At 39.6% G+C, this 22,837-nt stretch carries 17 protein-coding genes; 8 read left to right on the top strand and 9 right to left on the bottom strand.

Annotation, left to right across the window (positions count from 1 at the left end):
- Positions 1–35: 35 nt before the first annotated feature.
- Positions 36–374 (bottom strand): tRNA-binding protein, encoded by a 339-nt coding sequence (locus tag L3V46_RS01760; protein ID WP_004725556.1) that lies wholly within the window; start codon positions 372–374, stop codon positions 36–38.
- Positions 375–724: 350 nt separating this feature from the next.
- On the opposite strand from L3V46_RS01760, the gene L3V46_RS01755 reads away from it, so the two are divergent.
- On the top strand, positions 725–988 hold the full coding sequence (locus L3V46_RS01755) for a DUF2798 domain-containing protein (RefSeq protein WP_239044792.1): 264 nt from the start codon (positions 725–727) through the stop codon (positions 986–988).
- 77 nt (positions 989–1,065) lie between these two features.
- On the opposite strand, the gene L3V46_RS01750 is transcribed toward L3V46_RS01755, so the two are convergent.
- From L3V46_RS01750 to gspF, 3 genes are all read right to left on the bottom strand, one after another.
- On the bottom strand, positions 1,066–1,401 hold the full coding sequence (locus L3V46_RS01750; RefSeq protein WP_004725552.1) for a hypothetical protein: 336 nt from the start codon (positions 1,399–1,401) through the stop codon (positions 1,066–1,068).
- A gap of 281 nt (positions 1,402–1,682) precedes the next feature.
- Positions 1,683–2,120, bottom strand: coding sequence for a type II secretion system major pseudopilin GspG (gene gspG, locus L3V46_RS01745; RefSeq protein WP_004816754.1), 438 nt, complete (start codon positions 2,118–2,120; stop codon positions 1,683–1,685).
- A 39-nt stretch (positions 2,121–2,159) separates the two neighbouring features.
- Entirely contained in the window at positions 2,160–3,365 is a 1,206-nt protein-coding gene (gene gspF / locus L3V46_RS01740) for a type II secretion system inner membrane protein GspF (RefSeq protein ID WP_239044791.1), read from the bottom strand.
- Positions 3,366–3,533: 168 nt separating this feature from the next.
- Here gspF and L3V46_RS01735 point away from each other — a divergent pair, with 168 nt between their 5' ends.
- The 6 genes from L3V46_RS01735 to L3V46_RS01710 all read left to right on the top strand — a co-directional run bounded on the left by L3V46_RS01735 (position 3,534) and on the right by L3V46_RS01710 (position 10,981).
- Complete coding sequence (locus L3V46_RS01735) at positions 3,534–5,762, top strand: primosomal protein N' (protein ID WP_239044790.1); 2,229 nt, start codon at positions 3,534–3,536, stop codon at positions 5,760–5,762.
- 277 nt (positions 5,763–6,039) lie between these two features.
- Complete coding sequence (locus L3V46_RS01730) at positions 6,040–7,935, top strand: monovalent cation:proton antiporter-2 (CPA2) family protein (RefSeq protein ID WP_239044789.1); 1,896 nt, start codon at positions 6,040–6,042, stop codon at positions 7,933–7,935.
- A gap of 83 nt (positions 7,936–8,018) precedes the next feature.
- Positions 8,019–8,894: an Hsp33 family molecular chaperone HslO gene (locus tag L3V46_RS01725; RefSeq protein ID WP_004725526.1), complete on the top strand. Its 876-nt coding sequence runs from the start codon at positions 8,019–8,021 to the stop codon at positions 8,892–8,894.
- A gap of 346 nt (positions 8,895–9,240) precedes the next feature.
- Positions 9,241–10,209 carry a DnaJ C-terminal domain-containing protein gene (locus tag L3V46_RS01720; protein WP_239044788.1) on the top strand — a complete coding sequence of 323 codons (969 nt, stop codon included), beginning with the start codon at positions 9,241–9,243 and terminating at the stop codon, positions 10,207–10,209.
- 41 nt (positions 10,210–10,250) lie between these two features.
- Entirely contained in the window at positions 10,251–10,589 is a 339-nt protein-coding gene (locus L3V46_RS01715) for a chaperone modulator CbpM (RefSeq protein WP_004725521.1), read from the top strand.
- 122 nt (positions 10,590–10,711) lie between these two features.
- Positions 10,712–10,981 carry a DUF465 domain-containing protein gene (locus L3V46_RS01710; RefSeq protein ID WP_004725519.1) on the top strand — a complete coding sequence of 90 codons (270 nt, stop codon included), beginning with the start codon at positions 10,712–10,714 and terminating at the stop codon, positions 10,979–10,981.
- Positions 10,982–10,988: 7 nt separating this feature from the next.
- Here L3V46_RS01710 and L3V46_RS01705 read toward each other — a convergent pair whose 3' ends face one another.
- The 3 genes from L3V46_RS01705 to rpsO form a co-directional block, all read right to left on the bottom strand.
- Positions 10,989–12,212, bottom strand: a complete 1,224-nt coding sequence (locus L3V46_RS01705) for a magnesium transporter CorA family protein (protein ID WP_239046743.1) — start codon at positions 12,210–12,212, stop codon at positions 10,989–10,991.
- A gap of 148 nt (positions 12,213–12,360) precedes the next feature.
- Positions 12,361–14,448, bottom strand: a complete 2,088-nt coding sequence (gene pnp / locus L3V46_RS01700; protein ID WP_171066865.1) for a polyribonucleotide nucleotidyltransferase — start codon at positions 14,446–14,448, stop codon at positions 12,361–12,363.
- A 255-nt stretch (positions 14,449–14,703) separates the two neighbouring features.
- Positions 14,704–14,973: a 30S ribosomal protein S15 gene (gene rpsO / locus L3V46_RS01695; RefSeq protein ID WP_004725514.1), complete on the bottom strand. Its 270-nt coding sequence runs from the start codon at positions 14,971–14,973 to the stop codon at positions 14,704–14,706.
- Positions 14,974–15,242: 269 nt separating this feature from the next.
- Here rpsO and L3V46_RS01690 point away from each other — a divergent pair, with 269 nt between their 5' ends.
- Positions 15,243–16,541, top strand: a complete 1,299-nt coding sequence (locus L3V46_RS01690; RefSeq protein WP_239044787.1) for a serine hydrolase — start codon at positions 15,243–15,245, stop codon at positions 16,539–16,541.
- Between the two features lie 634 nt (positions 16,542–17,175).
- Here the strand turns inward: L3V46_RS01690 and recD are convergent.
- Both recD and L3V46_RS01680 read right to left on the bottom strand, forming a co-directional pair.
- The gene (recD, locus tag L3V46_RS01685; RefSeq protein ID WP_239046742.1) at positions 17,176–18,951 is read right to left on the bottom strand and encodes an exodeoxyribonuclease V subunit alpha; all 1,776 of its coding nucleotides are present in this window, start codon (positions 18,949–18,951) and stop codon (positions 17,176–17,178) included.
- Positions 18,952–19,047: 96 nt separating this feature from the next.
- A complete protein-coding gene (locus L3V46_RS01680; protein WP_239044786.1) occupies positions 19,048–22,836 on the bottom strand; it encodes a UvrD-helicase domain-containing protein in 3,789 nt (1,262 codons plus the stop codon).
- Between the last annotated feature and the right edge of the window lies 1 nt (position 22,837).

Below are 22,837 nucleotides of genomic sequence, written 5' to 3'. Positions count from 1 at the left end.
TGAGGTCAGCTTCAACAAAGCGCTTGATTCAATGATTAAAGCAACTTTGTTCCCAATGGCACATTTGCATCAGGCACACACAACGTCACATGCCCATCTTGATTATGGAAACCCGTCACTAAACACTCTGATTGAATCGGTCCAATTTGTTTTTTTGGAAAGTTCACAACAGCAACCACAAGCTTCCCAATTAAATCTTCAGGTTGATACAGGTTGGTAATTTGCGCACTCGATTTCTTCACACCGAGTGCTTCGCCAAAATCAACATGCAAAATATAAGCAGGCTTACGCGCTTTCTCAAACACTTCTGCTTGAATAATTTTTCCTACCCGTAACTCTACTTTAAGAAAATCATTCCATTCTATTTGTTGCATTGCTGAGTCCTCGTATTTTTATCAGTTCATCTCAAGAGATAAAATCATTTTAGATAAATTTAAAGCGATCAACCTTATACAAAACAGACAAATGATCCTGTTAAAAAGACAATCATGTTCAATCCAGCCTCAATCCAAACCCTATCAAAACGAAATTGAAAATATTTTCGGCGCATTTTTTATTATATTTTTTTCAAGTTTATGCTAAATTATTTTCGCTGATCATAAAGCCGTAAACGTTTACGTCAATCAACGTGCCAACATATCTCCAACAAGGCTTGGGGCTATTTTTAATCAAAATTTTAATATTTTGGTGCGGCACTGGCGTTTGTTGGTTTACGGAGTAAAAAATGCAAAATTCTAAATCGTCTTATTTTAATTTTAAAAAGATTCCACATCGCTATGCAGCGATTGTTTTACCTTTGTTACTGTCTATTATCATGACATTTATTGTTTCAGGTATCAGTACATTCAGAAGCATGAGTTTTGAGAATTTTTCGCTATACACATGGCTTTCAGCTTGGGGGATTTCTTGGCTGATTGCCTTTCCAGTGTTACTGTTTATCTTACCTATTGTGCGCAAAATCACCATGAGCCTTGTTCAGCCAACTTAGTTGCAAACCTGAATCATTAAATCATCGTGCAAAAAAAAAACCGAGGATTATACCCTCGGTTTTCCATGATATTTCAACTAAAGTTGAGTCACCAAATAAGACATCATTGCAGCTAAAAATAACATTGGCACATAACGATATGAACGTACTAAATATTGTTCTAATAATGATGAGAATTCAGTTTTTAACTGAAATACTGTCAAATTTAAGGCATTATAAAAACTAATAATGGATAATGCACTAAATACGCTAATCGCCATAAAACCAATCATGATCTGGCTATTGGCATCGGCAACTTGCCAAATATTGAGAAAAAACTGGCTAATCGGTAATAGGCTCAAAATTAAAAGAACAGATTTGAGCATAGTCCAATGAAATTGGCTGATTTCATCTGGTAATAATAATGCTTTCATCTCATCCTCCTAAGCAATTCAGATTGCCCTGAGAACTATTATGCAAGCTTTTAATTAAATAAAAAGTCTATTTTTATACACAATTTAACTTTCTTGTAACTATTAAATATGGGAATAATTCTTATTATAACTCTCAAACATCGTTATTTTAAATAGTTGTTATATTTCAATAAATTAAATACACTTTAGCAAACAAGAAAGATTATCACTTCACTCAAGATTTATTAACTCGATTAAATGAAGTGATTAATCCCATAAATATTAACTTAAATAATCTTCAATTAAGGTTGGTAATAAATATCTGCATCATTTCCTTCACCACCTTGTTTACCATCGGCACCAAAAGAATATAAATCAAATTTACGACCTTCAGAACCAGGGATCACATATTGAATATCATTTTCCCAACTGTCTTTCGGATAACCACCTTTAACATAACCACCAGGTAACCAGTTTTTAGCCGTTGCAGGTTGATTTACAAGCGCGTCTAAACCACCATCTTGGCTTGTCGGATAACGCCCATTGTCCAGTTTATACTGGTCTAAAGCACCCGCTACACCTTTTAATGCAATTTTAGTGGTGTCAACTTTGGCTTTTTCACCACGTCCCATCACATTGGGTACGATCAATGCTGCAAGTACGCCTAAAATAACAATCACAACCATCACTTCAATTAAGGTAAAACCTGACTGACGAGTCCTATTCATCTTTCGTTGCATCTGCTTACTCTCTATATATTCTTTATAAAAATAATTGGCTTAAATCATATTGTTCATATTGACGATTGGCAACATGACAGCAATCACAATAACCAAAACAATACCAGCCATAAACACCAACATTAAAGGTTCCAGTAAAGCCAATAATGTTGAAATAAATGAGGATACTTCTCGATCCTGCATATCTGATGCACGGCTTAACATTCGATCTAACTCACCCGAAGCTTCACCGCTTTTAATCATTTGTACCATCATCGGTGGGAAATAACCACAACGCTCCAATTGTGTTGCAAGATTTCCACCTTCTGTGACTTTCTCTGCTGCAATATTAACAGCATCTCGTATCACCCAATTGCTACTCACCGCTGCTCCAATTTTTAAAGCATCGACCAATGGCACGCCTGATTGGGTAAGAATAGATAAGGTACTGGCAAAACGCGCTGCATTTATACCACGAGATAATTTACCAAATAATGGCAATCTGAGTGTTAAACGATCAAAAGCATAGTGCCCCGCAGAAGTTCGCAGGAATCGAATTAATAAAAAGATCCCAACCACACTAAACACCAGCATAAAGGGCCAAGCCTGCCGAATAATCTCACTGGCTTTCATTAAAGCCACAGTGATCCATGGCAAGGCTTGCTTACTTTGGTCAAAGGTTTTAACAATGTCTGGAACAACATACGTCATTAACCCCATCACAATCGCAAAAGACATAAACATCAAGATGATTGGATAGATCATCGCACCTTGAATTTTCTTTTGCATGGCAAAGCGGTTTTCGGTGTAATCAGATAATTGATCTAAAATTAAATCTAAATGTCCTGAACGTTCACCCGCAGCAACGGTCGCAATATACAAATCTGGAAAGCATCCTGTTTGTTGCATCGCTTGAGCCAAAGAGTGCCCTTCAAGCACTTTTGAACGTGCCGAAAGTAACAGATTTTGTACATGCACTTTTTCACTTTGTTTGGCAACTGCTCGTAATGCTTCCTCTAAAGGAATCGCAGCAGCGACCAAAACAGAAAGTTGACGTGTCATTAAGGCCAGATCATAAGCCGAGAATTTACGTTGAAAAAATCCTGAACTTTTATTTTTATCTTTTTGTTCAACAGCATCCACCGTGACAGGAATCAATTCCTTGTCCCGTAGTTGTTGTCGAATCTGGCGTGCGGAATCTCCTTCTAACACGCCTTTTTGCTGCTTTCCTGAAGCATCAATTGCAGTAAATTGATATGCTGGCATTATTATGCTCTAGTTTTCCAAAATTTTTTGATTACGCTGTTGCGTCATACCCTATAAATCATTCATATTCATGTTTATAGATGACTGTTACACTCTAACACAAGCCGAATCTGGACATGAAACAATTTCATCACAGCCTCACTAAATTAATGAGTCACTAAATTAAAAATGTCGAATACCCTTGCTACGCCACAGACGATTTATCGTATTCAAGTTGCTGTTCCAGTCTATTTGAATGACTGCTTTGATTACCAAGTCACCGCTGAACAATATGCGCAAGCTGAAGTCGGTGCGCGTGTTGCAGTGTCTTTTGGCAGACAAAATCTGATTGGTGTTATTGTTAAGAAAGTACCGATTGATGAACCTGTGGATTCTCATTTTAAACTCAAAGCCATTACTGAACTGTTAGATGAACAGGCCATTCTAGACAGTAAAGTTTTAAGTTTATTGACATGGTCATCACAATATTATCAATTTCCTATCGGCGAAGTGATTCAAACGGCGTTACCTACCTTATTACGCCAAGGTAAACCTTATAATTTATTGGCACGTATCTGGAAACTTTTAGACTTACATGCCGAAGACAAAGTTAAGCGTTCTGAAAAACAACAAGAAGCCTATAAAATTTTAAAGCTACACCCGAAAGGGACACAGGAAAATATTCTTAATTTAAGTGGTGTTGAAACAGCCACACTTAAAGTCCTTGAGAAAAAAGACATTGTTCGTTGTGATTTGGAACCACAAAATGTCACGCCAGAACCTGTGCAATTGGCACAGATGCCACTCACGCCAAATGACGATCAGAAGAAAGCCATTCAAGCGATTTTAAAAGCGCAGAAAAAATATCAAGCGTTTCTACTGGATGGTTTAACTGGGAGTGGTAAAACCGAAGTTTATTTGCAAGTGATGCATGAAGTACTTAAACAAGGCAAACAAGTCTTGGTTTTAGTGCCTGAAATCGGCTTAACTCCACAAACCATCAGCCGTTTTCAATCACGTTTTCATTGCAATATTGCCTTACTGCACTCAGGCTTAAATGACACTAAACGTTTACAAGCATGGCAGCATGCGCAAACGGGCAAAGCCTCTATTATTTTAGGCACACGTTCTGCAATTTATACACCTTTGCCACATTTGGGTTTGATTATTTTAGATGAAGAGCATGATCTTTCTTTTAAGCAACAAGAAGGCTTTCGTTATCATGCTCGCGATGTGGCCATGTATCGTGCACATTTAGAAAATTGCCCGATTATCTTAGGTTCTGCCACGCCTAGTATTGACAGTTATTATCTTGCTCGCCAAGAAAAGCTGACACGGATTGAGTTAAATCAACGTGCTGGTGCCGCAATCATGCCGAAAATGCATTTGATTGATTTAAAAGTGGCAAAAAAACAGCATGGCTTAAGTGATGTTTTGATTGCTGAAATCAAAAAACGTTTAGAGAAAAAAGAACAAGTTCTTATTTTTTTAAATCGCCGCGGCTATGCCCCTGTGCTTATCTGTGAAAGCTGTGGTTGGCAGGCCAATTGCCCCAATTGCGATGCTCACTTTACCCTACATTTAAAGCCTTATCAGCATTTACATTGTCATCATTGTGGCACGATTAATCGTATGCCTGATGCTTGCCCTCAATGCAATCAACAACAACAATTAAAGCCAATCGGCATGGGAACTGCCAAAGTTGAAGAAACTTTGAATGAGTTGTTCCCTCATTTTCCCGTTCTACGCGTAGACCGTGACTCAACCAGTCGGGTTGGCAGTTGGCAAAAGATTTATGATCAGATCCAGAAAAGTGAACCGACCATTTTACTTGGCACGCAAATGCTGGCAAAAGGACATCACTTTCCTTATGTCACCTTAGTGGCAATTTTGGATATCGATGCAGGTTTGTTGAGTGTGGATTTCCGCGCCACAGAACGTACTGCGCAATTGATTATTCAAGTTGCAGGCCGTGCGGGTCGTGGTGAAATGAAGGGTGAAGTCTATTTACAAACCCTAAGACCTGATCATCCGTTATTAAACACCTTGATTCATAATGACTATCGGACCTTTGCCAAACAAACCTTAAAAGATCGCCAAGCTGCACTGCTTCCACCTTTTCGTTATACAGCTTTGATTCGTTGTGATTCAAAACATCAGGAAGAAAATTTAAAGTTTTTGACTGAAATGACGCAGCTGCTTAGACAAACTGCCGAAGAGAATTTAATTGATATCTGGGGACCGATTCCAGCGCCAATGGAACGTAAAGCAGGGCGTTACCAAGCCCATGTGGTTTTGCTTTCTCAAGATCGGGCAAAAATGCATTTTTATATTCGTCAATGGTGGCAACAGCTGTTACATAGCAAACCTTCTACGATGAAAGTCACCATAGATGTTGATCCGCAAGAGTTGAGTTAAAGTCTTAATTTAGCTTATTGCTATACAAATCGAGAGAATGAACCGAGTCTCGATTAAACCGCTTCTGCATTTTGCATCGTTTAGCTATGCACAATGTAGGTACTACATGGCGATAAGCATGTCATCGTTAAGTGAGCCTATAGAACCACCCCCTTACCTCTCTCATCACTTTTAAATTTTTATTGGGTAAAAAGACAATTTCTTAATAAATATCTCCAAGTGAATCACAAAATCACGCTACAATTTCTAAAGAAAGAAAAAAACTTAAGGCAAGTGAATGTCACTGTTACTCCAAATCACCATCTTCCTTGGTGCAGCATTAATTCTGGTTCCTTTAGGGAAAAAACTCGGTATCGCCACCGTACTGGGTTACTTATTTACAGGAATACTTCTGGGTCCAAGCGCGTTTAACATCGCCAATGATCCGGAGGAAATCATGCACCTTGCCGAATTTGGGGTGATTTTACTGATGTTCCTGATTGGTTTAGAACTTCGACCACAGCGTTTATGGGAAATGCGCCAATCCATTTTTGTAATGGGAAGTTTACAGGTGGGGGTTACTGGGTTGGTGCTGATGGGAACTATCTATTTAATCTTTCAACAATCACTCCCTGCAAGTTTTGTGATTGGTTTTGCCTTAGCACTTTCTTCAACTGCCTTTGTTTTACAACTTTTAGAAGAAAAACAACAACTCAATACCACTCATGGTCAGCAATCCTTTTCGATTTTACTTTTTCAGGATATTGCTGCGATTCCATTACTTGCCATCATCCCTCTCTTAGCGGGCAGCGAATCGAGTCATCATGGCGTTGCTTACTTTGCTGCGATTATCGCCACGTTCACGGGTTTATTTCTGTTTAGCCGTTATGTGATGCGACCATTTTTCCGCTTTGTGGCAAAAAGTGGTGCAACAGAACTGATCACAGCCGTTGGCCTATTTATCGTGCTGGGTGTGGTGTTATTGATGGATACACTCGGGATCAGCACAACCTTAGGCGCTTTTTTAACAGGTGTACTTCTGGCTGACTCTGAATTCCGTCATGAGCTTGAAGCCAGTATTGCGCCCTTTAAAGGTTTATTGCTTGGTTTATTCTTTATGACGGTAGGAATGACCACACAAATCTCGTTAATTGCAGATATGCCATTACTGATTATTGGTGGCGCAGTCAGTTTAATTCTGATCAAAATGATCGTGATGACAGCCATTGCACGTTATAAAAAAATGAGTTGGACCAACAGTTTAATGGTCGCAACCTGTTTGGCCCAAGGGGGTGAGTTTGCCTTTGTGGTATTAAACGTGGCAAAAAGTGAAAAAGTACTGGCTGAAACAATCATGGAGCCCATCACCTTAATTGTGACCTTATCCATGGTACTGACCCCCATCTTCTTTTGGTTGGTAAGTACGCAAGTATTGCCCTTAATCAATAAAGACAGTGCACCGAAATACGATGAGATTCCCAACGAACACCCTGCTCTTATTGTTGCTGGTTTTGGTCGTGTAGGGCAAATTGTTGCTCGTTTGGCTCGTATCCGTCATTTTACCTTTACCGCCATTGATAATAATTTACAAAAAATTGATTTTGTTCGACGCTATGGTGGTACTTTGTATTATGGCGATGTGACTCAACCCGATTTACTCCGTGCAGCCGGAATTGAACAGGCCAAGGTTTTTGTATTGGCGATTGATAATGTTGAAGATTCAATGAATGTTGCGCGACATATTTTGCTCAATTATCCAAACCTTACCTTATTGGTTCGAGCACGAGATCGTTATCACATGCACCTCCTACGTGATGTCGGAGTTAAACATATTTGGCGTGAAACCTATTTAACCTCCTTGGGTATGGGTTATCGAGCATTGTGTGAACTGGGCATGAGCAAACAAGAGGCTTATGATAGTGTTGAGCTATTTAGAAACTACGATGAAGAACTGTTAACACGTCAACAGCGTATTTATACCGATGAGCAAAAGCTTTTTGAAAGTTATCGGGACTTTATTTCGGAGCTTGAGCACCTGTTTGAAAGCGATGCGCAAGTTGAAAACCACAATCCTGAACAATATAAAGATGTTCCAGATTTGGATGAATCAGGCTTAGAAAGGCCCACAGCAAAAGCTCAAACCACACATGCCAAGCATGATCGTATTAATATTATGCGTGATGACGAAAATTAACTTTAAGATGCAGCGTTTTTCAGGTGAAATAAACTTGTGATTTATAATATCGCCACCATCTAAACAGGGATTTGGAGAATTTTATGTCTGATTTACGTCAACGTTTTTATATTGAAGATAGCCCTGTACGTGGTGAAATTGTACATTTAGATACAGCACTACAAACGATTCTATCGCAGCGTAATTATGCGCCTGCTGTGCGCATTTTATTGGGTGAAATGTTGAGTGCAACAGCATTACTTGCAAGCACATTAAAAATTAAAGGACGTATTAGCTTACAAATTCAAGCACAAGGTACATTCAAATGGGCGATGGCTGAATGCAACCATTTAGGTGATGTACGTGCACTTGCAGATTATGAAGAAGATCCGCATTTTATGTTGAGTGAAGACAGCAGTACTGTGCTCAGCACGTTGCAACAACCTGTGTTATTTATCAATATTGAACCTGAATTTGGTGAGCGTTATCAAGGAATTGTGCCACTTGATCAACCAACGCTTGCGGCTTGTTTAATGCAGTATTATGACCTTTCTGCACAAATCCCAACACGTATTGTCTTGGCAAGTACCCATCACAATGCAGGCGGTTTACTGATTCAGTTATTACCTCGTAATAATGAAGAAGAACAGCAACGTGTAGATGAAGACTTATGGCCACGTTTGATTATGTTGACGCAGACCTTAAAGCCTGAAGAGTTGACGGATTTAACCGCACAAGAAATTCTTTATCGTTTATACAATGAAGAAGAAGTTCGTCTGCCAGACGTTGAACAGCTTCAATTCAACTGCACCTGTTCACGCGATAAATGCAAAAATGCATTGATCCAGATTGGTCTAGATGCAGTCAAAGAGACCCTAGAAATTCAAAATCCAATTGAAATGGATTGCCAATTTTGCAATAAAAAATATCAATTCACTGCAAAAGAAGCTTTGAATCTGTTTGGCGAGCATTTAAGTTAATCTATTAAGATCTGAATGGTTTAAATTTGCAAAAATTTAACTATCGATTTTTACCAAGAAAAGAGCAAATTCAGTTTGCTCTTTTTTTTCAATTAAAATTCAAAGCATAATCAACAAGTTTTATAAATTAAAGGGTTGAATAGCTCTTTGGAATTGTCATTTACTTAACCAAAGCACCAACCCGAACACACAAAGCCCATAGAACATGAAACACCACCTTTATCAGCATAAGCGGGCTTTTGCGCTAGATAAGTTTTGAAACAATAACCACACTAAGTTGCTCTTCCATCTGCAGCCAAAAAGGCATAAAACTAGAATAAAGTTAAACAAAATAATGACCTTAAGTATGGCAAAAAATTATTATGAAGATTTGGGTGTTTCTAGAAATGCGACACCAGACGAAATTAAGAAAGCTTATCGAAAACTCGCACGTAAATATCATCCTGACGTGAGTAAAGAAACCGATGCTGAAGCAAAAATGCAGACCATCAATGTCGCCTACGACACCTTAAGCAATGAAGAAAAGAAAAAGCAATACGATTTTGAACTCGATAACCCCTATGCCAATACAGGTGGATTTGGTGGGCAATCTACAGGTCAAAGTGGTTTTGATGGTAGCCAATTCCATCGTTCGTACAGTAGCAATGGTGGACAAGATTTTAGTGGTTTTGAAGATCTATTTGGACGTTTCGGTGGCGGTTTTGGCGGTGGACATCAACAAGATTTTGGGCAACGCGGCTCTCAGCAACAACGCAGCTATAAAGGTGAAGACCAACATGCCAGTATTGAAATTCCTGTAAGCATTGGTTATGAAGGCGCAACCCAGAGTATCACCTTACAAATCCCAACCTATAATGCCTATGGTGAACCCGAGGTACAACGGAAAACCCTCCAAGTTAAAATCCCCAAAGGCATGAAAGAAGGTCAGCAAATTCGCCTTGCAAAACAAGGGCAAGCTGGAATTAACGGTGGTGAAAATGGCGATCTTTATATTGAGATCCAATACCAAGACACTGACCGTATCCGTGTTGAAGGTGCTGATGTCTATTACACGGTTGATGTCACACCTTGGGAAGCAGCACTTGGTCAAAGTATTGAAATTGATACCCCAGCAGGTAAGGTAAAAGTTACTGTGCCACAAAATGCCAAACCCAATCAGCAACTCCGTTTAAAAGACAAAGGGATACCGCATAAAACCCCAGGTCATCTTTATTTGGTGATCAATATTGTTTATCCCAAAGCAACCACCGAAACACAGCAAAAAGCCTATCAACAATTTGCTGATGCTTTTACTGACTTTAATCCTCGTTCATAATTTTATAGATACCAACATAGCCTTGCTAAAGGAGAGCAATCATGACAACTATTCAATATCGTGAAATTGTCTATGACGGTTTCCATGATGCAGAAATCGTGGATGAAAACCTAAATCTAGATCTCAAGCACTTTGCTGAGGCATGCGGTCAAAGTCCGGATTGGATTTTGCAATTGCTTGAATATGAAATTTTACCTGCACGTCCTGAAGACCGTATTCATCAATTTTTTGGAGAAGATATCTCACGCGCACGTCGTGCCTATCGTTTACAACGTGACTTTGAAGCCAGTTTATCTGCCGTTGCAATGATGATGGATTTACTTGATGAAGTTCAACAATTGCGAAAACAAGTCAAACATCTTCACCTTCATACTCATTAATTCATTTCAAAATGTTAATGCCTAGTGACAGGTTAATATTTAACCTGTCATGATGGAGAACTTGTCTCTCCGTTTTTGTTTTTTCGTTTAGAATTTTCTGACAAAGAGGTTAATGAGCTCTGATGAATTCGAAAGTAATGAATAAAAAGTTGAAACACATGTTCCCAGAACACCGCGATCTCATGTGTAGTTTAAAACAAGAAGATCCGCATTTTGCTAAACTTTTGATTGACCACGATGAACTTGATCGTGAAATCAGTCACCTTGAGCTTGATCCACTCAATCATATTCATGAAAATATTGAGCAGCTCAAGCGCAAAAAATTAAGATTAAAAGATCAACTCTACTTAATTTTACAAAAGACAGCGCAGATAAATCCTCAACTAGAATAATGCTTAATTATTTCAGTTTTGTGATTTTTTCGACTTCTTTCATGGTTTGTTTGATCGGTTCATAATCTAAAAACCAGAGTAAATTGACGTGCTGATTTTTATGTTGTTGTGCCAACATATCAATCACACTTCGTTCACCACGCCCGACCAAATGACGGCGGTAAAAATAGACTAACAACCCAATCGTACAGCCCAACATCACACCCAGCATCACCCAGAAACCTATCGGACTGCGTAGACCTGGAATGAATTCAAAATTCATTCCATACACCCCTGTTAATAAGGTCAATGGCGCAAACACCGCAGTAATAATCGCAAGAATTCGCATATTCTCATTGGTTTGATTGGCGATTGCAGAAAAATGTAAATCAATCGCAGTTTGAATTGCGGTACTTAAACGTACTGTATATTTTTGAATACGCTCAACATGGCTAACCAGATCATCCACGCGAACCAGCATAATGTCCTGCTTCTCAGTGCGTTTTTTACCTTTTAAATGGGCATAATTTTCAACAATTTCATCTCGAAGTTCCTGCAAGGAATCTATTTGTTCTTCGCACAAATTTTCAATTTGCTGAAAAACCAGATTTTCCTGAAACAGTTGATGCCACTTGGTAAAGCGGCGATTGCCTTGCAAAAGTTCTTGTTGCCAAAATTCAACCCGACGAGACAAAGGATTACGTAAATCCAAATAGCCATCAATCATACTATTCAGCAAGCGCAGTGCTAAATCTAAAGGGGTAGTGGGTAATTTACGTGGTTTATTCTGTTCTTCTAAACTCTTATTCATGATATTGAAAATACGGGCAAGATAACTTTCAAAGGCATGGTTGCCCTTTTCATGAATAGTGATTAAAGCTTGTGAAGTAATAATAAAACTGACTGGTGAGGACGCCAAACCAAAAACACGATCATGCTGTTCAAGGGCATCTTCACCACTATCGATCTGATCATCTGGGGTAATTAATTTACGAAAAATCAATAAATCATAATCTTCCATTGCATCAAATGCGCATGGATGTTCGATATTTAAAATATCTCGAATATGGTATTCATTGAGGTGAATTTCAGTCAAATTATAGATTTCTTTTTGCCATAGTTCAGCACGATTGACCACATCTTCACGGGTACAATCCACCCAGACAAATTGCTGCTCTGCATTAAAAACAGGTTCTTTTTGTATACAGGTATAAGGTTCATCTGTGTGTTGAAAAAAATAAAAGCTTTGCATATTCACGATATTTTTGGTCTTTCTTGTTATGCATCATGCCATAAAAAAAGCCCTGAGCAAGCCAAAGTTGTAACTTTGGCGAAGCACAAGGCAGTCTTTTCTGTATTAAATTTTAATCAAACCCTAAAGGATTTAAACCTTGCAAATATTATGCTTGGTCTACATCTTTCATGGTTAATTTAATACGACCACGGTTGTCTACGTCAGCAACTTGAACTTTAACGTCTTGACCTTCAGCCAAGATATCAGTCACGTTTGCAACGCGTTCGTTTGAAATTTGCGAGATGTGAAGTAAACCATCTGTACCTGGCATAATATTTACAAACGCTCCAAATTCAACGATACGAATTACGCGACCAGCATAGATTTTACCTGGTTCAACTTCAGCAGTAAGCGCTTGGATTTTTGCAATCGCAGCTTGAGCAGCCGCTTTGGTTTCACCAAATACACGTACAGTACCGTTATCTTCGATATCAATCGCTGCTTTTGTTTCTTCTGTGATTTGACGGATTGTCGCACCACCTTTACCAATCACATCACGGATCTTATCAGGATTGATATTGATCACTTGGAATGTTGGCGCATGCATAGAAATTTCAGGACGTGCACGTGAAATCACTTGGTTCATTGCATTAAGAATATGCATACGACCTGCATACGCTTGATTCAACGCAACTTCCATAATTTCTTCTGTGATACCTTCGATTTTGATATCCATTTGAAGCGCAGTAATACCGTTTGCAGAACCAGCAACTTTAAAGTCCATATCACCTAAGTGATCTTCATCACCTAAGATGTCAGAAAGAACAGCAAAACGCTCACCTTCTTTTACTAGCCCCATTGCGATACCCGCAACTGGCGCTTTAAGAGGAACACCTGCATCCATAAGTGATAATGAAGCACCACATACAGAAGCCATTGAAGATGAACCATTTGATTCAGTAATGTCAGATACAATACGAATCACATACGGGAAGCGATCAGCTGGTGGAAGAACAGCTTGTACACCACGACGTGCTAAACGACCATGACCAATTTCACGACGCTTAGGACCAGATTCACGACCTGTTTCACCTACAGAATATGCAGGGAAGTTGTAATGCAACATGAAGTTGTCAGTTTTTGTACCAGACAAGGTATCAACCATCAACGCATCACGTGTATTACCCAAAGTCGTTGTAACCAACGCCTGAGTTTCACCACGTGTAAATAATGATGAACCATGAGCACGATCTAACACACCCACTTGTACGTCTAATCCACGAACAGTTTTAGTATCACGACCATCGATACGTGGTTTTCCTGAAAGGATGTTGTCACGCACAGTACGGTATTTAAGATCTTCAAATAATTCGTTTAAGTCATCTGCAATACCAGCTTCGTCATTTTCAGGAACGAATTGAGCAGTTGCTTCAGCTTGAAGGGCATCTAAAGCAGCATAACGGTCATGCTTAACAGCAATGGTATACGCTTCAGAGATTTTAGCTTCAAATGCGTCTTTTAATTTTGCACGAAGATCTTCGTTTTTAACTGGAGCAGTCCAAGTTGATTCTGTTGCACCAGCGGCAGCAGCAAACTCTTTAATGGCTTGGATTGCAATTTGCATTTCGTCATGACCGAAAAGCACAGCGCCTAACATTTGGTCTTCTGAAAGTTCTTTTGCTTCAGACTCAACCATCAATACTGCAGATTCTGTACCTGCAACGACAAGGTCAAGGTCAGATTGAGCAAGTTGTTCTAAATTTGGGTTAAGGACATATTCGCCATTGATCAAACCAACACGCGCACCACCGATTGGACCACGGAAAGGTGTACCTGCGATTGCAAGTGCAGCAGAAGTACCTAACATTGCAGCAATGTCAGCGTCCATAGTTTTGTCTGAAGACACAACTGTTGCAGTAACTTGGATCTCGTTGTAATACCCTTCTGGGAACAACGGACGAATTGGACGGTCAATTAAACGAGAAATTAAAGTTTCTGCTTCTGAAGCACGGCCTTCACGCTTACCATAACCACCTGGGATACGACCCGCAGCATATTGTTTTTCTTGATAGTTAACTGTAAGTGGGAAGAAGTCTTGACCCGCTTTAGCAGTAGGTTGTGCAACAACAGCAACCAGTACTGTTACGCCACCCATTGTAATAAGAACCGTGTTTGCTTGACGAGCAACACGACCTGTTTCTAGTACAACTTGATGTTGACCATATTGAAATTCTTTACGAATAACATTAAACATTGACATGTATTTTTGTTTCCTAATTTTATTCTAGTGGAGACCCCTAAGGTTTGGCATTCACATCAACCGCATAAATGACAAAGCTTAGAAGCCGACCTCACTAGACAATAAATCTTTAGTTAGACTAATTTTAAACACGAAGAAGGAGCGAATATTCGCCCCTTCCCTTTTATCCAGTAAATACTGGATAGACTTTAGTTTTCATCAGTACAGCATTCAGCATGCAATAATCCGAAAATAAAAGTTTAAATCGAATTAACGACGTAAACCTAAAGCAGCAATCAAATCGCTGTAACGAGTAGCATCTTTACCTTTAAGATAGTCAAGAAGCTTACGACGTTGGTTAACCATACGGATCAAACCACGACGGCTATGATGGTCGTGTTTGTGTTCTTTAAAGTGACCTTGCAAATCATTGATTTGAGCAGTCAATAAAGCAACTTGTACTTCAGGTGAACCAGTGTCATTTTCAGCACGAGCGAATTTTGCAACGATCTCTGCGCGATCTGCGTTTGTTAAAGCCATTCGATTTCTCCGAGATGCTTAATTTAAATATTTGATACAAATCAAATTGATTCTTCAAAATCAATTTAACTGCCGTGCATCACTACAGCAGTCGCCTATTTTAAAGGAAGTGGGGTGAGATTGCAAAAATATCGTACAACCATATCCCATAAGGCTTAATTACAAAACTATTGCATTTTTTTTACAAATCGCATGGCAATTGAGACACTGACATTATGCTCAACTCAGTTCACACTGCCGTGGAATAAAAATAATCATGGAAAAAGATTGTGAAATTGTTTTCAACCAATACCTGCTATGTACCCAAGGACTTAAGCAGTATCACGCAGCGCAAAAATGAAGTGTCTCCAGAACTGGGAGGGATGACCCAACAACAAATTGAAAAGATTTGGCAAAGTATTGAAAACCTGTATCAAACAGGCAACCATCCCCTGATCACCATATGCTTAAGACGCAAAGGCGAGATTATTCTCAATCGTAGTCTGGGTTATGCATCTGGTAATTCTGCCGATGGTCTGGCTTCAGATGCAGTACTTGCCAATCCAGACACCCCGATTTGCTTATTTTCAGCATCAAAAATAATTACAGCAATGTTGATTCACATGTTAGATGAAACAGGTGCAATCAATCTATTAGATCCGATCAGTTATTACATTCCTGAATATGCACAAAATGGCAAGCGCCGTGCCACAATTTTCCATTTATTGTCTCACCGTGGTGGAATTCCACGGATAGAAATGGAAGTCACCCCAGAACTGCTTTTTGACAAAGATCAAATTTTACAACACCTCTACGCTGCACAACCCATTTCACCTGCTGGTACACATTTGGCTTATCATGCTGTTACTGCGGGCTATATTTTAGGTGAATTGATTGAACGGGTAACAGGACAAGATATTCGTCAGTTTTTACATGAACATATTGAAAAACCGATGGATATGCAGTTTTTTAACTATGGCTTAAAACCAGAATATAGAGATCAAGTTGCTTTAAATTACCCGACTGGTGTACACCCTAAACTCGGTACAGACTTATATTTAAACCATGTGCTCGGTGGTGGCTTACAGCTTGCTGTCGATGTGACCAATGATCCACGTTTTATGGATACGGTATGCCCTGCGGGCAATATTTACACCAGTGCTGAACAAGCCAATCGCTTCTTTGAGATGTTATTGAATGGCGGTCAATATAATGGCAAGCAAATCATGAGTCCTGAAACGGTATTTCGTGCAACTTTGCCTACATCAACCACCAACATCGACCGAACCTTGCTTGCACCAATGCGCTATGCCTTAGGGCCTATGCTCGGCAGTAACCCAGTGGGTATATTTGGGCCAATGACGGGGCAAGCTTTTGGGCATTTAGGCTTTTCCAACATTCTCTGCTGGGCTGATCCAGAGCGTGATATTAGTGTCAGTATTTTAAATACAGGCAAAGCTGTGGTTGGAACACATATTCCTGCTCTGGCACAAACGCTTTATCAAATTTCTAGCCAGTGTCCTAAGATCCCTAAAACACAACGTCGAGCATTATTTGGTACAGATCGAACAGAAACCGAATTGGTTTAAATTGTCGGTTTAAACAGCGGTTTTGGTTTAAATGCAACAGATAAAATATGAAAAAGCCCTAAGATTACTCTTAGGGCTTTTCCTTTGCGCTGTAGTTTCTTGTTTAGTTATTGTGCTTATCTTATTTATAGTATTTGCTTGCACCCTAAGCAGTTTTTGTTTTTGTACATGACACTTATTTCACAACCATGTGACCAATTATGTCCTTATGTGACTTATTATGCCTGTGACAGACATTGAACAGAAGTCGCATTTACCGCAAGATTATGTGAGAAATAACGTACATAGAGGCAATGGTTGTAGCATTTAAAAAAACCTACTAAATTTAAATAATTTGATTCTCTTTGAAGTAAAAAATTCAGAATTTAATTTCAATAAAAAAGCCCTGTAGTCTCTCCCAAAACTACAAGGCTTAGCGGCTGTAAGTTTCCTCTTATCACTTACTTTCATGTAAGTTCGCAGTCTCACGACTTTAAATTGTTATTATTTTGCGATTTTACTCAACGATCCTTGCTGAGTTCTTTATGGCTTCATCATCTCAAAAAGTAACAAGAAGCTCTATGCGCAAATCTCTCGAATTCATGTAAGCAATTTCGTACATAGAGATAAACTATCAATAAAAACTACAAAATAACTATGCCGTGTTAATCATGCTAACCAATCCACTCATTCTGGTTGTGGCAGTGTCTAAAGCGTGGATAAATGCTTGTCGATCAACCAGTAAACTCACCACTGATTTGGCCCGTGTGATGGCGGTATAAATCAACTCTTGGCTCAACAAACGTGTTGCTGCAACATCCAAAACCACGGCGGTATGGGTGAATTCTGAACCCTGAGACTTATGGATGGTTAAAACAAAAGCGGTTTGCATCGATTTAGGCAAACGCGTTGCAGCAATCCATTTGTCTAAACTGGGGAAATAGACTTCAAATTGATCAGCGTGCTGGCGATGTTTTAGACAAATTCCAATATCTCCATTGGAAAGACCAAGTTGATAATCGTTATAGCTCATCATCACAGGGCGCCCAACATACCAGTCACCATAACGAGCCAATGTTGGAAGATATTCAAATAATGCTTTTTCCATTTCATGGTTTAAGCTATTCAATCCCAATGCACCATGCCGAACAGCCGTTAAAATACGATATAGGTCAAATGCTTGTGTCACCGCTTCAATCTGATGATGAGGCTCTTCGGCCATCAGATAGCTGTTTAAACTTTGAAAATAAGCTTGAAAACCTAAACTGAGTTTTTGGTAATACTGGATTAGATCTGCTGGCAAAATCTTTTCAGGCAGATATTCAAGCTGAATCACATCTTGCATATTTGCTTTGAGTTCAACTGGTTTAAGCGCACTCACCTCAACAATCTCTTGCTCAAAATTCGCCAATAATTCTGCACGGTCTATACTTTGATTTTTCTGTGATTGAATAAACTGTGCCATTTTTCCAATTAAGGCACCATCTTTAAAGCGTTGACTGGTCTGTAGATTGACCCGATTGTGCTGTAATGATTGTACATTCTGTAAATCTGCCAACACCGAACCGACATCCACTGAAGCCAACTGATTGGCATCACCCAAAAGAATTAAACGGCAATGTTCAGGAATCGCCTCAAACAACATCGTGGCTAAATTTAAATCTAGCATTGATGCTTCATCAACCACAACCACATCATAAGGCAATGGCTGTCGTAGATTAAAACGAGGAATATGCTGATTTCCCAAGCCCAATAACCGATGCAAGGTCATGGGATTAAATTGATGTTGGTTCAGTCCAAAACTGTGTAGTTTTGGATCACTCAATGATTTTTGTAATGCTTCCCCCATTCTCTGTGCGGCTTTGCCTGTCGGTGCAGCCATTGCAATACGAATATCAGGAATGGTTTGCTGCAATACTGCAATGATTCTAGCCAAGGTATAGGTTTTACCTGTACCTGGTCCGCCAGTAATAATATTAAAAGCATTGCCTGCCACCATAGTTAAGGCAGCTTTTTGATGTGGGTCGGTGAGAAGCTGATCAAATGCAACAACATCAACATGTTGAATCTTCTGCTGTTTTAACCGTGCCACTTGTATCGCCAAACGACGCTCAAGTTGCCAATAACGGTATAGATAAATCAAGCCATGCTGTTGCACAAATGGTGCAACCACTGTTTCAGCTAAACCATGTTCTACAATATCAGGTTCTTCAATATCATGCGCTACAATCAATGGCTTTAATAAGGCGGTGTTTTGCGCCTCTGCGGAGATACAGCTATCCCCTTGTGTGGTTGCCAATAAAATTTCTTGCACTAATTCAAGTGTCTGTTCATCTAATCCTGAAGCTGTGGAATACTGCGCTAAAATGTATTTACTCCATGTCTCAATCCATTGCGGGACTTGGCTTTCTAAATCCTGTTTATTTTCCACACGGTTATCCTCAGAGTTATCTACAAGGTTTTCAACAGAGTTATCCACAGAATAACTTATTGTTTGCAAAGATGTTCAAGCAACTATTCACACGATTCAACTGGATTTATCCTCAGTAAAATAGCCCAATATGGCATCAAGTCTTAAAATAAATTCCGTCGTGGGTCGCCAGAAGTAGTAACCTTGTCCACTTTGACCATTCATACCACGTAAATACAAATAGGTTGCGCCTCCCAGATCACGATCAATTTGATAATCTTCGAGCTGGATTTTCAAATAACGATGCAATGCCACCAAATACAAAGATGCCTGTAGCCAATAACTGGCATGCGACATGCTGTCCTGAACAGCTTCAAATGAATAACTTTGCTGATCTACACCCAAAAAATTACTTTTATAATCGGCGATATGATATTGCTGACCATCAAAAAACACCAAATCAATTGACCCATTTAAATAACGTGCTGAATTGGCATCTTTAAACTCAGGCATTGCAATGGCATGCTCATCAAACAATTGATGTATACGTTTAATTGCCAAAACTCGATCTGAAAGGGCCAGATAAAATGGAAACTCAGCTAAATGCTCATGTGGTTCAAGTTGCCCCATTTTAAAATGACTGAGAATCGGCGTAGATAAAACATCCTGTAGCCACTCAGCCATCCAATCAATCAGCGTATCTTCTACAGCCTGTTCTGTTTGAGAAACGCCCTCACTCGAATTGTCGTTGAGAAAAGCCTGCTGATATTTTTCCAGTAACTCCGTCCATAAACTTGAATAATCATTTTTAAAGCGACGACGTATTTCCAAACGCCAATAATGCGTATCTTTAAAATCAATATGCTCAAAAATTTCATGTAGGAAATTTCCTGCAATTGTACCCATTGGGAAATTGGCTTTGATCCATGCAAGCGGTTGACTAGGAACCACATCTGTAATGATTTCAACAATGGCTTGTTGAATTTCATCTTCTGCTCGATCCTGTTTTTGTTCAGAAACGGCCAAAGCATCCTGAATTTGTTGCCGAGTTAAATGCTGAGCCAAAGCACTAAAACTGGTTTTACCCCGTGGATAAAAACGTTGAGTAGGAAAGGCTTGTGCAAGTAAAGGCAATTGAACATCGCTCTTAGCCTTTTCTAAACGTGGTGGGCGTTCGGTCAATAAAGCTTGCATGGCAGTTCCAGCATGCTGAAACGTATTTGCGCCTTGACCGCGCCAAAATGCCAGTCCTGTTGTAGATTTTTCCTTTACATCACTCAGCATTGCATACACCCGATAACTGGCACGGGTCAATGCCACATACCACAACCGGTGATGTTCTGCTAAAGCGCGCTCATTGTGCTGCTCAATGTCTTTTTGATCAAGTAGATTGGCATCATTGATCGCCACCACACGCTGTTGTTCATTCTGTCCTGTTCGTACATTCAGCTGTTCAACCGTCGAGAAATTCAGCGTTTTATTGATCTCTTTAAAGTCTTTATCAGCGCCCAATAAAAACACAAACTTAAATTCAAGCCCTTTGGATTGGTGAATGGTCATCAACTGAACCCCTGCTTCATTGGACAGTTTCCGTTCCATCTCCCACTCTCTCTCCATCGGTGAAGTCAGTTGTTTTAAATACCAATGATAAAGATTTTGTGCACCTTGATAGTCTTCACTGTGCTGGCTCAATAACTCTGTTAAATGACGTAAATTCACCACCACACGTTCATTGTCACGACTTTGTTTTTCCACCAATTTTGTCCAGACAGAAAATTGGTTAAGCAGATATTGCCAAGCTGTTAAAAACCCTTGATTGAGCCACATCTCACGAATCTGATCGAACAGTTCAATATAGACACTCAAACCATCAGCATGCTGTTCCAAGGCAATCAATGCTTTTAGATCAAAGCCGATCAGGCGGCTTAACAAAGCTCGTTTTACTTTGGCTTCATGATAAGGATGCAAAATTGCAGCAAGCACAGCCCCAACATCACCTGCAATCTGACTTTCAAAGACACTTTTTTTCGAGGGGCGACTGGTTCGAATCCCTAAAAAATCCAGCGCGGATTGTGCTTTATCTAAGCCATCATGGTTTTTGGAGAGGATGGCGATATCATTTTCGTCTACTGCACGATGCACTGATTTTTCAATAAAATATAAACTGCCTTGAATACCCTGATTCAGTAGCTCGCGAATTTTCCATGCCACTTGTTCAGCTTCTTGATTTTTATCTTCAAGCTTGATCCACCTTAAAGGCTGTGGATTGACATGGCCTTGATCCAGTAAATCGGGATGCGGACGAGGACCAGCTTGTACTGGGGTATACCAGACCTGTTCACCAAAATCCATCTGGCGTTGAAATAAGGCATCAACCACTTCAACCAAAGGCTTGACTGAGCGATGATTAAAAATCAGATTATATTCATGCCCTGCTTTACCAAACACATCCTGATGTGCTTTTAAAAAGGTCAACATGTCCCCACCACGGAAACCATAAATTGCCTGTTTACGGTCTCCGACCATAATCATACAACCCTGTTTGACACGATTGGGATGCCGCCAAATTTGTGCCAACATATCATCTTGATCTTGGTTGGTGTCCTGAAATTCATCGACCAGAATCAGTGGATAACGCGCATGTACAAAGGTCGCAAAACGCTGGCCTTGTTCACCTTGCAAAGCCTCTGCAAGGGTACGAATTTGTTGTGCAAAGGTGGTTTCACCCTTTTGCTGTAACACTTGAGGTAAACGTGTTTTAACTTCTTTTGCCAAATAGTATTTTAAGAATGTATTGGTTCCAAGCAGTTGATTTTCATATATCTCAATCTGCGTATAAATACTGAGTAATTGTTGAATAAGCGTGTGTTGATAAAAATCGGATTGTACATTTTCAGGTGCCGCTTTTTTAAAAATTTGCTGCTCCCGAATCACCTTAATCAAGGTTGCAAAGTCGGACTTTTCAGCACTCAGCTTTGAACTTAAATAATGCTTATAGTCATGCTGTTGTAGGGTTTGAATAATTCGCGGCAAGCTCTTGGCAAAAATACGATTCAATCGATCATTTCTAAATTTTGTCCCATTCGCAAATTTATAAAACTCACCATCCAATAAATAATAACTTTGCAAAGTCTGCAATTGATCCAGTTGAATCTTGGCAAGCTGTTCAATCGCCTGTTGGAATAGCTGAACATCTGCATTGGAAAATTTAGGCTCAATAAAATTTGCCGAGGCAAAATTTAAGCTTTGTTCCACCGTTGCAACATAATAATCGACACCATGTAACTCGCCCGCAAACATCAAGCTATCCACAATATCTTGGGGCTGTTTTTGAATCCATGCACGAAGTACATCATGAATCAATTGCTGACTATAACTTTTCGCATCATCAGTAATTTCAGCCCGCTCAATTTTGCCACTTTCAAAAGCAAACTCACGCAGTAATTTCTGACTAAAACTGTCTAAAGTCCCGACAAAAAGTTCATCCAGTTGATCAATCACCAATTTCAAGCGTTCACAGGCATATGCAATCCGTGAGGCAAACATCTTTAACACTTTAGAAAATAATGGATCTGACTCTTGGGCTGCTTTGGTCAAGACTTGCGCTTCGGTTAATTCACGACATGAGTCAAAATAGCGGTATGTTTCCTGTAATCGTAAGCGAATACGTGTTTTCAATTCTGCCGCAGCTTTACGGGTAAATGTGGTTGCAATGACTTGGCTCGGTAAGTATTTTTCTAAAAAAATCCGCACCATCAAGCTTGAGAGCGTATAGGTTTTACCTGTACCTGCTGAAGCTTCGATCCAGTGCAATCCGGCAAATTGCATATCTTCAATCGGCTGAATCGAAACTTTTTTGGCTGTGCCGTTTTGTGCTGCCGGTAACTGTGAATTTACGGAAGTCATG

This window comes from Acinetobacter sp. AG3, assembly GCF_022343575.1.
Lineage (GTDB): Bacteria > Pseudomonadota > Gammaproteobacteria > Pseudomonadales > Moraxellaceae > Acinetobacter > Acinetobacter guillouiae.
Note: the sequence above shows the minus strand (reverse complement) of the source record. Positions and strands in the feature narration are given on the sequence as shown.